The sequence below is a fragment of the Pseudomonas sp. NPDC090755 genome (genome assembly GCF_044769005.1).
In the GTDB taxonomy this organism is placed as follows: Bacteria; Pseudomonadota; Gammaproteobacteria; order Pseudomonadales; family Pseudomonadaceae; genus Aquipseudomonas.
On sequence record NZ_JBIVXC010000013.1, the window covers coordinates 1 to 12,201 of the forward strand.

Here is a 12,201-nt window from a genome sequence, read left to right on the forward strand (position 1 = left end):
ACTCTTCAGTTCAATACTGCTTGGGTTTTTAAGAAACCCTAAACTTGGCTCAGCAATCTCAAAATGAACTATATGATTGCTCATGTAGTCACTTGCGATGCTGATAATCTTTGTGACTATCAGTCTGATTTCACAAGCACCCACACGAATTGCTTGATTCGATTGTTAAAGAGCGTTGGCTGAAGCTTTTCGCTTCAGCCGAGGCGCGCATTCTACGCCTTCCTCAGAGTGTGTCAAGCGTTTATTTTGAAGTTTTTCGTTTAACTTCAACCACTTGACTCGCTGCGATCTCTCGTCAGCGGGAGGCGAATTATACAGCGTTTCAAACCGCTGTCAACTGCCTTTTTTCACCGCTGCCGATCTTTCGATCGAAGCCCTTCCGGCACCACCTGAAACATTCAACTCGTTGATTCTCAAGGAGTTTTCCGTTTCGACTGCGCCGGAAGTGGGGCGAATTATAGAGAGATAAATCGGGGCGTCAAGCATCTCTTTCAACTTTGTTTCACCCGGCAACTAATCGCCCTCCTTATGGCTCTGAACAAAAGGCACCCCACGCGAGCCACTGCCATGAACGAAACCGAAAGCACCAAGACCCCGGGCCTGTCGGCGGATGAAGAGCAGGAAGTCACTCAGAACCAGCCACCGCGCGCGGCGGTGTTGCACGAGATCATTCGCTACCAGGGCGATCAGGAACTGGAGCGCACAATCGCTGCACTGTGGTGGTCAGCCCTGGCCGCCGGGTTGAGCATGGGCCTGTCGATGATGGCCATGGGACTGTTCTATGCGCGCCTGCCCGAAGGCGACAGCAGCCAGGTGATCGCAAGCCTGGGCTACTCGGCCGGTTTCCTGGCGGTGATCCTGGCCCGCCAGCAGTTGTTCACCGAAAACACCCTGACCGCCGTCCTGCCGGTCATGACCGAGCCGACGCTGAACAACCTCGGTCGCCTGCTGCGGTTATGGACTGTCGTACTACTAGGTAATCTTGCGGGCACGCTACTGGTGTCCTACATCATGCTGCACCTGCCGATCTTCGACAGCACGACCGACGTGGCCTTTCTCGATGTCGGGCGCAAGGTGATGGAGAACGACCTTGGCCAGATGTTCGCCAAGGGCATCATCTCGGGCTGGATGATCGCCACCATGGTCTGGATGATCCCTTCCATGGAGCAGGCGAAGATCTGGATCATCCTGATGATCACCTATCTCATGGCGCTGGGTGACTTCACCCATATCGTCGTCGGTTCGGTGGAGGTGTCCTACCTGGTCTGGGCCGGCGAGGTCAGCTGGCAGGTGTTCTGGCTGGATTTCGCCGCCCCTACCCTGGTCGGCAACATCATTGGCGGCAGCTTCATCTTTGCCCTGATCAGCCATGCCCAGGTGCGCAGTGACAGCGGCAAGCCCCCTGCCCGGCTACCTGCGCCAGAGAAGAAGAAGGAAGGCGTACGCTCGCAAGCCTGACGCCTACAACTCCCTCACGGCCATGGAACGCTCGCCGGAGGTCTGCTGCTGGCGCAGTGGCTTGGGCAACCACCAGGCCGGTCCGCTATGGGGCTGGTCGAGACTGACCCGCTCCCCCATCTGCGGCGTACTGAGCGGAACCTGGGCAGCGTTGGCCAGGGCCAGGATGCGGTCGAAAGGCTCGTGCCAGCTGTGGGTCGAGAGGTCGAAGGTGCCGTTGTGCACCGGTAGCAGCCAGCGCCCGCGCAGATCCTTGTGAGCCTGCAGGCTCTGCTCTGGCTGCATGTGAACATTCGGCCATTCAACGTTGTAGGCGCCGGTTTCGATCAGGGTGATATCGAACGGCCCGTACTGTTCGCCGATCTCTTTGAAGCCATCGAAATAGCCGGTGTCACCGCTGAAGAACAGGCGCAGGTTTTCATCCAGGATCACCCAGGACGCCCACAAGGTGCTGTTGCTGTCGAACAGGCCGCGCCCGGAAAAATGCTGGGCCGGCGTTGCGATGAAGCGAATGCCGTCTACCCGGGTTTCCTGCCACCAGTCCAGTTGCCGCACCTTGGCAGCCGGCACCCCCCAGCCGATCAACAGGTCACCGACCCCCATCGGCGCAAGGAAATGTTCGGCACGATCGGCCAGTTGCCGGATCGCCTGCTCGTCGAGGTGATCGTAATGGTCGTGGGACAGGATCACCGCCGTCAGGGGCGGCAGTTCGTCGAGCTTGAGCGGGGGCTGGTGGAAACGCTGGGGCCCCGCCCACTGCACCGGCGAGGCGCGTTCGGCGAACACCGGGTCGGTAATGAAGAAGCGCTCGTGCAGTTTGAGCAATACCGTGGAATGCCCCAGGCGCCACAAGCTGCGATCGGGGGCCTCCAGCAGTTGCTGCCGACTCAGGGGCTGTACGGCAATCTCCACATCGGGCCGGGTGCCCGACGGCTTGCCAAGCACCAGGAATTTCAAGCCGATGCGCAGTTTTTTCAGCACGCTGTCCTGGGGCATCGGGCGCTGGTTGAGGTAGCGCCCGTCCTGGCGTTGCGCGGGTGTACCGGCCTGGGGAGACAACGGGGCCATGAGGATGAGCACTCCAAGGACAAGGGCGAGTTTCATAGTATCCCAAGGTGGTTGCATCAACTGTGAAATGGCTTGTAAGGCCATTTTTCAATTGCGCTCGATTGTTCAACAATATTCACCGGTTTTATGCGATAAACGGCGCCCCGGAACAGACCAACAGCCATGATGGATAATAGAAGCGGCAAAGGACTTTCGTTCGTCAGGAGAATATACCTGCCGCGCATCATTGGCCTGGGGATCGGCATGTTCAGTGTCGCGGCCGGAATTTCCACCCTGGCCCCGGCGCAGTGGACGTGGGGCCTGCTGCTGTTCAATGGTCTGCTTTGGCCACACCTGGCCTATCAACTGGCCCGCCGCGCCGACGTGCCCTATCACGCTGAACACCGTAACTTGCTGGCCGATTCACTGATGGGTGGTTTCTGGACCGCCACCATGCAGTTCAACCCCCTGCCCAGCGTAACCATCCTGGCAATGATGGCGATGAACAATGTCGCCGCCGGGGGCCAGCGCCTGTTCTTCAAGGGCTTGCTGGCCCAGGCGTTGGGTGCGGGGCTTTCCATCGCACTATTCGGCGCCGGCTTGCAATTGCAGGCAACCGCCCTCCAGGTCTATGCCTGCCTGCCGATGCTGACGCTGTACCCCATGGCCGTCGGCTGGGTCTGTTACCGCCTGGCAATGAAGCTTGCCGAACACAAGCACCGCCTGAGTGCCCTGAGCCGTACCGACAGCCTGACCGGCCTGTTCAACCACGGCGCCTGGAAAGACCTGTTGCAGCTCAGGTTCCAGGCTTGCCAGCAGGAGTGCTGCCAGGCAGTGATCGCGCTGATCGACATCGATCACTTCAAAGCCATCAACGACACCTATGGACACGTGGTCGGCGATTGTGTCCTGACCCAGTTGAGCAACGAGCTCAAGCGCAGCCTGCGCAGTGACGATCTGGCGGGGCGTTACGGTGGCGACGAGTTCTGCCTGATCCTGCCCGACACCAGCCTGGAGCAGGCTCGCCAGGCCATGGAGCGGCTGCGTGAGCGGATTGGCAGCTACCGCAATCCGCAATTGCCGGAGCTGCACATCAGCCTGAGCATCGGCCTGGCCAGCTGCCAACCGACCTTGGCGGACCCCGAGGCCTGGCTCAACGCAGCCGACAAGGCCCTGTACACGGCCAAGAACAGTGGCCGCAATCAGGTCAATTTCGCCCATTCGGACCTCACCACGCTGAAGCTGGCCTATCCTGACTGAACGTTCGCCCCCGCGGCTTGACCGTCGCGGCGCAACTCACCAAGGACAGCAAGCGTATGGACAGGATTGTCGAGGCTTCGCCTACCCGCCCACACCCCCGCCTGCAGACGCGCAAACTCATCGCCAGTATCGCGGCGTTGTTCGCCCTGGCGTGCCTGATTGCCCTCGGGGCCTTGTTCAACATCGCCGCCACCCTAAATACCAACGCGCGTGATCAGAGCAGCTTCTATGCACACAAGGCGCTGGAGCAGCGACTTGAGGCGTCCCGGCAGTTTCTCTCAAGTTATGCCGTGTGGGATGCGGCCTACGAGCACCTGAACGGTCCTGCGGACCTGAACTGGGCCTACGAAGAGGAAAACGTCGGCAGCTCGTTGTACACCGCCAGCGGTTTCGAGGGGGTGTTCGTGGTGGATGACCAAACCACCAAGTACGCCCTGTTCAAAGGCCTGCTCAGTACAGCGCCGGCCAGCACCTATATAGAGGACCCGCTGCCGCCGATCATTGCCCAGGCCCGAGGGGTTGCCGCCGAGCGCCAGCAGATCACCCGCCACGTATTGTTCAACGGCTGGCCGGCGGTGCTGGTGGCCGCGGCGATCCGCCCCGACGACGAACAACTGGGTATCGATCCGCAGACCACCTCGGTGATGATCTTCGTCGACCAGCTGACCCCGGAAAAGCTCGCCAGGCTGGGCGCCGGGGCCGGCTTGCAGGGCATGCGCATCGAAAAGACCGGAGATCTGCCGGCAGACGATTCGAGCCTCCCACTGGGCGACACCGGCTATCGCCTGGAATGGCTCACGCCGCGCCCGGGTGACCAGTTGCTGTGGGCCGTGCTGCCGCCGCTACTGGGCGCCATGTTGGTGCTGGGCCTGTTGATGGTTTACTTCTTCCGCTATGCCCTGCGCACCACGCGGGAAATCGACAGCAGCCTGCAACGCCTGCAGGCCAGCAACCAGGCCCTGGAAGCCAGCGAGCAACGATTTCGCGCCGTGGCCGAGGCCGCCTCGGACTGGATCTGGGAAACCGATCGTCACCACCGCCTGAGCTACCTTTCCCAGCGCTTCGTTGCCGTGACCGGTTACACGACCGAAGACTGGCTTGGCCAGCCGATCAACCAGTTGCTCAGCTGCGAAACCACGCCCTTGACGCTCTGGCTGGACAACCAGGCCGACCAGGATCCGCAACAGATGGCCAACCTGCGCTGCGCCTATCGTGACCAGAACCAGCAGTTGCGCTTCTGCCGGGTCTCGGCGCGCTCGATCATCCTGGGCGGCAAACTGGCCGGCTTTCGTGGCACGGCCAGCGACATCACCGATGAAGTGGCCGCTCATGCCCGCATCCAGCACCTGTCCATGCACGATGCGCTGACGGGGCTGGCCAATCGCAACAAGCTGTCGCGCTTTCTTGAACAGGCGCTGCTCAAGGGTCCGGATGCCACGCCCCTGACCCTGCTGCTACTGGACCTGGACAGCTTCAAGCCGATCAACGACTCCCTGGGCCATGCCGCCGGCGATGCGGTCCTGCTGGAGGTCGCCGCGCGCCTGCGCGAGTCGACCCGCGACAAGGACCTGGTGGCGCGCCTGGGGGGCGACGAATTTGTCCTGGTCCTCAACGGCATGGACAGCCGCAATGAGATCGACCGTTTCTGCGCCCGCCTGATCGACAACCTGCACCAGACGATCCACTACGAGGAACAGATGCTGCATATCGGCGCCAGCCTTGGCGTTGCCCAGACCCGCCTGCAGGGCTTCGATGCCGGGGAACTGATCCGCTGTGCCGATATCGCCTTGTACCAGGCCAAAGCCGATGGCAAGAACACCTGGCGCTACTTCTCGCCGGAAATGAACGAGCAGATCCAGCACCGCCGCCAGTTGGAAAACGACTTGCGCAAGGCGCTGAAAAACAACGAGTTCGTCCTTCACTACCAGCCCCGCTATCGCCTCGAAACCCTGGAAATCGTCTCGGTCGAAGCCCTGGTGCGTTGGCAGCATCCCGTGGAAGGCCTGCTGGGTCCGGACACTTTCATTCCGCTGGCCGAGCAGACCGACCTGATCGTGCCCCTGGGCCGCTGGGTGTTGCGCGAAGCCTGCGAGACCGCACGCAGCTGGCCCGACAGCCTGCTGGTCTCGGTCAACCTGTCACCGGCGCAATTCTCGCGTAGCGACGTGGTCAGCGACGTCTACAAGATTCTCGTCGACACCGGCTTCCCGGCGCAGCGCCTGGAGCTGGAGATTACCGAGAACGTAATGCTCAACGACATCGAAGGCGCCCTGGCCACCATGACCGCCCTCAAGGAACTGGGCGTGCGCCTGAACATGGATGACTTCGGCACGGGCTATTCATCCCTGGGCTACCTGCGCACCTACCCGTTCGACAGCATCAAGATCGACAAGCGCTTCATCGCCGGCCTGAACAGTGATAGCAACGACAAGGCCGTGGTCCAGGCGATCATCAACCTGGGCAAGGCCATGGGCCTGACCGTCACCGCCGAAGGGGTGGAAACCGAGCAGCAGCTCAAGGCCCTGGGCAAGGAGCATTGCCATGAAGTGCAGGGCTTCTACCTGAGCAAACCGGTCGACAAGCAGGCTTTCGAGCAACTGCTGCATGTTGGAAAGAGCTTGCCCCGCGATGCGATGTGACTGACAACACGCCATCGCGGGACAAGCCCGCTCCTACTGAGATTGCTGGCTTTGTCAGGGTGCTGTGGGAGCTGCCGACAGGCTGCGATCGGCCGTGAAACGGCCACAACAACGGACCGCCCCGGTATGCCTGGTCCAGCGAGGTGACCGGATTGCGACTGCTGCGCAGTCGATCGCAGGCTTCGCCAGCTCCTACCCGGCTTATGCCCGCAAGCGGCGATGCGCGGCGATTTCCGGCAGGTCACGGCGGCGCAGGTAAACCCGCAACGGTTCGCTGACGTTGAGGCGTTCATCGACGTTCTGTGCCAGGAGGATTTCGATCAGTGCCCGGCTCAAGGTCATGACCTCGCCGTCACTGGCCTTCCAGACGAATTCGCTGCTGGGGGTGATGCTGTCATCGGCGACGTCCATTCCGAAGGCGTCTTCGCTGAAGCGCACGATATGCTTGCCAAGTTTGCGGTGGAATCCGACGAAGCCCTTGAGCTGGTCGGCGGCGGCGCAGATGTCCTGGGATGTGATGTGCATGTCAAACCTCACGTGAACGGAAGGGATCTGGCACGCGGGGCAAGGTTGGCCACTCTCTGGTGGAGCGGCTCGAAGGACCAAGGTTAAAGGAAATACGCAGGCCGCGGGTATGGATTTTTCACGGATTGGCCAGGTGAGGCCCAAGCAGCGCCTGCAGCCAGTCCATGAACGCCCGCACGCGGTGTGGCACATGCTGTTGCCGGGCGTAGAGCAGCGACACCGGCAGGGACGGTGCCACGAAATCGGTCAACACCGGCACCAGTTCGCCGCTGTCCAGGTAGGCCTGCAGTCCGGCACCGGGGGCCTGGATCAGGCCAAGTCCGGCCAGGCAGGCACACTCGTAGGCTTCGGTGCTGTTGACGGTGATCGCCCCGGCCATGGGCTGGACCTGCAACTCGCCCGCTTGCAGGTACTCGAAGCCGGGGCTGCGGTTGCCCAGGTTCCTCACATAGTGGATCAACTGGTGCTGGTGCAGGTCGGCAAGGCCAGTGGGAACGCCATGGCGCTGCAAATAGCCGGGGCTTGCGCAATTGATCTGCGTCAGGCTGCCCAGGGGCCGGGCCACCAGGTCCAGGTCACTCAGTTCGCCGATGCGCAGCACGCAGTCGAAGCCCTCGCGTAACAGATCGACCTGTCGGTCAGTGCAGCTGATCTCCAGCTCCACGCCCGGATGACGTGCGATGAACTGCGGCAGGTTCGGCAGGATGATGCGCCGCGCCATCAAAGTCGGCAGATCGATGCGCAAGCGCCCGCTCAGCGCCGCCGATTCGTTGTGGAACAAGCCTTCGATCTCGTCCATGCGCGCCAGCAGGTCTTTGCTACGCTCGTACAGGTGCAGGCCGTCCTGGGTCGCCTGCACTCGCCGCGTGGTGCGATTGAGCAGGCGCGTGCCGAGCAGGTGCTCCAACGCGCGGATCTGTTCGGACACGGTCGAGCGTGGCAGGCCCAGGCTTTCTCCGGCCAGGGTGAAACTGGATAGCTCGCTGACCCGTACAAAGGTACGCAACAACTCCAGCTTGTTCATTAAGGCAGGCCCGATTGTTCGCTGATACCGACCAGTATTTCCGAAATTTTCGGATTTATCAGCACTTGGCCGACCAATAGACTTTCCTCGACTCCCACCGCTCCCGAGGTACAGACCATGAGTCGCACTATCGCATTGATCACCGGCGCCAGCCGAGGCCTGGGCAAGAACACCGCACTGCACCTGGCGCGCCAGGGTATCGACATCATCGGCACCTACCACAGCAAGGCGCAGGAAGCCCAGGCGCTGGTGACCGAGCTGGAACGACTTGGCGTACGCGCCGCCATGCTGCAACTGGACGTGAGTAACAGCGAAAGCTTCACCGACTTCGCCGAACGCCTGCGCCAGACCCTGGCCTCGACCTTCGGCCGCCAGCAGCTGGATTTTCTGGTGAACAATGCCGGCATCGGTATCCATGTGCCGTTCAGCGAGACCAGCGAGGCGCAGTTCGACCAGTTGTGCAACATCCAGCTCAAGGGCCCCTTCTTCCTGACCCAACGCTTGCTGCCGCTGATCGCCGACCAGGGGCGGATCGTCAACATCTCCACCGGTCTGACCCGCTTCGCCCTGCCCGGCTACGCCGCCTATGCGGCCATGAAAGGCGCCATGGAAGTGCTGACCCGCTATCAAGCCAAGGAGCTTGGCGCGCGCGGCATTCGCGTAAACATCCTGGCCCCCGGCGCCATCGAGACCGATTTTGGCGGTGGCGTGGTACGTGACAATGCCGAGGTCAATGACTTTATCGCCAGCAACACCGCCTTGGGCCGCGTCGGCCTGCCGGACGACATTGGCGCCGCCGTGGCCCTGCTGCTGGGCGATGGTGGTGGCTGGATCAACGGCCAGCGCCTGGAAGTATCCGGGGGCATGTTCCTCTGATCAGCGCCGGGCCTGGTCTTCGCGCACCTGCACACTGGCGGTCATGCCGGCGCTCAGGGTCACGCCCTGAGGAACCTCGTCGAGTTTGATCCGCACCGGAATGCGCTGGGCCAGGCGCACCCAGTTGAAGGTTGGCTCGACTTCGGCCAGCAGCTGGCTGTCGGGGTTGGCGTTACGGTCGGTAATGCCGCGGCTGATGCTCTCGACATGCCCTTGCATGGGCTCGCCGGCGCTCATCAGCCAGACCTTGACCGGGTCGCCGACACGAATGCGCGGCAGCTTGGTTTCTTCGAAATAGGCCTGGACGTAAAACGTCGAATCATCGACCAGGGCCATCACCGACTGCCCGGCATTGACGTAGTTGCCTTCGGCCAGGCGCAGGTTGGTGATATGACCACTACGCGGTGCCTTGACCTGGCTGCGCGCCAGGTTGATGGTCGCCGACTGGACTTCGGCCTGGGCCTGGCGAAGTTCGCCGCGGGCCACGGCGGCATTGATCTGGGCATTCTCGCGCAATTCTGCGCTGATCGCCTGGGGGCCGAGGGCTGCACGCCGGGAGGCCTCGTGTTCACGCAGACGCAGCTGCTGCTGGCGGGTTTCGGCCACGGCGTTGGCCTTGTCCAGGGCGGCTTCGAAACGATCGCGGTCGATCGACATGAGCAGGTCGCCCGCCTTGACCTGCTGGTTGTCGTGCACCTTGAGTTCGCGCACCCAGCCTGACACGTCGGGGGCGATGATCACCACGTCGGCGCGGATTCTGGCATCGCGGGTCCAGGGGGTGAGCATGTAGTACTGCCAGAGTTTCCAGCCGGCAAACACCGCCACCGCCACCAGGCCCAGGGTTACCGCGATACGCACCAATGCACGCATGATCACACTCCTTACAAAGGCCCCAGGCCGAGGGTCACCAGGGTCAATACACAAATGAACAGCGCACAGTCGAACAAGGCTTCATGCCAGATCCAGCGCCCCAATGGGGTCAGGCGCAACAGCAGGCGGACCGCACCGGTCAACGCCAGAGCCAGCAGTACATAGATCAGAAACGGACTGAGCAGCACACCGCCCAGCCCCCACTCACGCAACCCCATGGATGTCCTCCAACCGTCGGCACCACTTGCCCCAACTGCGTTGCAACTGCAGTACCGCCCCTACTGCCAAACGCAGCGCATCGCTGGGGGGCTGCTGTTGCAAGGCTTCGATAAACGCTTCGCTGGCACTGTCCAGGCGCTGTTCCCTGCCCGGCGCAGGTCCGCGCGCCAATACCGTCTCCAGCTGTTGCAGGTACTCACGCTCAGCCGTCACCACTCGCGTCTGGGCCGCGGCCAGGCACAGGCGCAAGTGCAGCAACTCGTCGCCGATGTCCAGGCCATGCACGCCATCGTCCCAGCGACCGCGTTCCTGCTCTGGCAGCGCAGTGTAATGCCGGGCCAGTTGCAGCAAGCGATCGGCCATGCGCCCGCCGAACCAGGTTTCCGCGCCACGCAGGTCGCGACGGGTCAGGCGTACCAGGTCGCCCTGGGTTGCCGCACGCAAGCGCCGGCCATGCCAGGCCGGGTTGCGCAGCACCAGCAGTTTGAACGCCAGCACTGCCGCCCCCACGCCGATCATCATGGCCTGGGCGCTGTTGAGAAAAGTAGCGACACCGAACTGCATGGTATTGAGCGGCGCCACCAGGACGATGAAGTGCAAGCAGTAAGAGGTGGCCGTGGCGCCGATTTTCGGGTTGGCCATGCCCAGGGCCCCGAAGAACAGCGGAACCCCCATGCCCATGCACAGCATGGCAAAGCTGCTCCATTGCGGCAGGAGGATCTGCCCGACAACAAAGGCCACGGGAATCGCCAGGAGTATGCCGCGCAAAAAGCTCATGCCGATCTGGGCGCCGTTCTCGCGGCTGGCGAACAGGCTGCAGACCACACAGGTCAGCACCAGCCCACCGGGGGCCGCGGTCCAGGCGGTGGCCAGCCAGAAGCCGGCCATGGCCAGGAAGGCCAGGGCGCTGCGCGAGCCGAACAGCAATGCCAGTGGCACGTCGCGGTGCACGGCAAGGCTGTCGGGGACATCCGCAGGCGCTGTGCCCTCCTCCACCGCTCGCAGGGCCAGGGTGGCTGCCACGGCGTTGTCCAGCAACAAGGTCAGGCGAGCCAGGCAGTAGTGTTCGGCCTGGCTGATGCTGTCGTCGTGCGCCGCCTCCCACACACGCTGGCGCAGTGACAACAGCGCCTCTTGCTCAGGGGCGGCCAGGGCATCATGGACCCCATCCAGCCAGGCCTGTAAGTGCAGCGCCTGAGCTTCGTCCAGTTGCTGCCACTGACGTCGCACCGAACGGGCGATACGCAGGAGAATCAGCAGTTTCTGGCTCAGCCCGCGAACGGCCCGGGCACGCTGGCGTCCCAGGGGGCCTTCGAACCAGGCATGTTCACGCTGGGCATCCACCGCGACGATCCGTCCGAGGATTTCCAGCAACCCCTTGCGCGCCTGGGCTTCGCCGGTCAGGGTCGCACTGGCCGCCTGCAAGCCGCTCACCCAGGCCTGGCGCGCCTGCCCGCCCAGTTGCTGTTCAACCCGCAAGGGCCAGAGCAAGGCGCTGGTTGCGGTGGCGCAGACAATCCCCAGGCAGATTTCGGTGCAACGCGCCACCGCCTGGTCGAACACCTGCAGCGGATGATCGACCGCCGGCAAGGCGATGATCGCCACGGTGTAGCCTGCCAGCACGAATGAATAGGCCCAGGCACTGCGCAGCAGGGTCGAGCATGCGGTACACAGGGCCAGCCACAGCGCCAGGGCGAGCAGGAACAACCAGGGGGTCTGGGCGAACAGGCCGATGAACACCACCGACATGAAGGTCCCGACCAGAGTGCCGAACAGTCGCGCCAGGCCCTTTTGCAGCACCATCCCCGACAGCGGCTGGGCGACGATGAACGCCGTCATCAATGCCCAGGCCGGTTGTTCCAACCCCCAGCGCAACGCCAGCCACAGGGCCAGGCCGCCACCCAGCAAGGTCTTGATGGCAAATTGCACGGCGAGTTTGTTCGGCGCCAGCAGGGCCTGCAAAGTGATGGGCACGGAATGAACCTTGGGAGCTTGTGCTGTAAAGATAGTCAGGATGGCGGGAAAGGATCGAAGCTAGATTATTAGCTAGCTAACTATTAAAAGTCCAGTCGTGCTGAAAGGTTTCTGGCGGGCAAAAAAAATGGGCGACCGAAGTCGCCCCAAATGCCTTGCGTGCCCGTGTACTGGAAGGATCAGCGCTGTTTGCGCTTGACCGAGTCCTTCCAGATGAAAATTCCGAAACCGACAAAGAAACACAGCATCAGGCCGACGGTAATTACTCCAGCGATAACCACATTATCGAAGAACATGTCGGCCTCCATT

11 protein-coding genes are annotated in these 12,201 nt (G+C 62.4%); 4 read left to right on the forward strand and 7 right to left on the reverse strand.

Annotation, left to right across the window (positions count from 1 at the left end):
- Nucleotides 1–567: 567 nt before the first annotated feature.
- Complete coding sequence (locus tag ACIQUS_RS18535) at nt 568–1,458, forward strand: formate/nitrite transporter family protein (RefSeq protein ID WP_403049471.1); 891 nt, start codon at nt 568–570, stop codon at nt 1,456–1,458.
- Nucleotides 1,459–1,461: 3 nt separating this feature from the next.
- Here the strand turns inward: ACIQUS_RS18535 and ACIQUS_RS18540 are convergent, their stop codons facing one another.
- Nucleotides 1,462–2,562, reverse strand: coding sequence for an MBL fold metallo-hydrolase (locus ACIQUS_RS18540; RefSeq protein WP_403049474.1), 1,101 nt, complete (start codon nt 2,560–2,562; stop codon nt 1,462–1,464).
- A gap of 126 nt (nt 2,563–2,688) precedes the next feature.
- Here ACIQUS_RS18540 and ACIQUS_RS18545 point away from each other — a divergent pair, with 126 nt between their 5' ends.
- Nucleotides 2,689–3,765, forward strand: coding sequence for a diguanylate cyclase (locus tag ACIQUS_RS18545; protein WP_403049477.1), 1,077 nt, complete (start codon nt 2,689–2,691; stop codon nt 3,763–3,765).
- Nucleotides 3,766–3,821: 56 nt separating this feature from the next.
- A complete protein-coding gene (locus ACIQUS_RS18550; protein WP_403049480.1) occupies nt 3,822–6,404 on the forward strand; it encodes an EAL domain-containing protein in 2,583 nt (860 codons plus the stop codon).
- A gap of 201 nt (nt 6,405–6,605) precedes the next feature.
- On the opposite strand, the gene ACIQUS_RS18555 is transcribed toward ACIQUS_RS18550, so the two are convergent.
- Together ACIQUS_RS18555 and ACIQUS_RS18560 are read right to left on the reverse strand one after the other, a co-directional pair.
- Nucleotides 6,606–6,929 carry a DUF2025 family protein gene (locus ACIQUS_RS18555; RefSeq protein ID WP_403049483.1) on the reverse strand — a complete coding sequence of 108 codons (324 nt, stop codon included), beginning with the start codon at nt 6,927–6,929 and terminating at the stop codon, nt 6,606–6,608.
- 118 nt (nt 6,930–7,047) lie between these two features.
- Complete coding sequence (locus tag ACIQUS_RS18560; protein WP_403049486.1) at nt 7,048–7,953, reverse strand: LysR family transcriptional regulator; 906 nt, start codon at nt 7,951–7,953, stop codon at nt 7,048–7,050.
- A 117-nt stretch (nt 7,954–8,070) separates the two neighbouring features.
- On the opposite strand from ACIQUS_RS18560, the gene ACIQUS_RS18565 reads away from it, so the two are divergent.
- Complete coding sequence (locus ACIQUS_RS18565; protein ID WP_403049489.1) at nt 8,071–8,829, forward strand: SDR family NAD(P)-dependent oxidoreductase; 759 nt, start codon at nt 8,071–8,073, stop codon at nt 8,827–8,829.
- Here ACIQUS_RS18565 and ACIQUS_RS18570 read toward each other — a convergent pair whose 3' ends face one another.
- From ACIQUS_RS18570 to ccoM, 4 genes are all read right to left on the reverse strand, one after another.
- On the reverse strand, nt 8,830–9,699 hold the full coding sequence (locus tag ACIQUS_RS18570) for an efflux RND transporter periplasmic adaptor subunit (protein ID WP_403049492.1): 870 nt from the start codon (nt 9,697–9,699) through the stop codon (nt 8,830–8,832).
- An 11-nt stretch (nt 9,700–9,710) separates the two neighbouring features.
- Nucleotides 9,711–9,917, reverse strand: a complete 207-nt coding sequence (locus ACIQUS_RS18575) for a DUF1656 domain-containing protein (RefSeq protein WP_403049495.1) — start codon at nt 9,915–9,917, stop codon at nt 9,711–9,713.
- Nucleotides 9,904–11,892, reverse strand: a complete 1,989-nt coding sequence (locus tag ACIQUS_RS18580) for an FUSC family protein (protein ID WP_403049498.1) — start codon at nt 11,890–11,892, stop codon at nt 9,904–9,906. Before ACIQUS_RS18580 ends, ACIQUS_RS18575 begins: the two co-directional genes overlap by 14 nt.
- A 179-nt stretch (nt 11,893–12,071) precedes the next feature.
- On the reverse strand, nt 12,072–12,188 hold the full coding sequence (gene ccoM / locus ACIQUS_RS18585) for a cytochrome c oxidase subunit CcoM (protein WP_285864926.1): 117 nt from the start codon (nt 12,186–12,188) through the stop codon (nt 12,072–12,074).
- Nucleotides 12,189–12,201 lie beyond the last annotated feature (13 nt).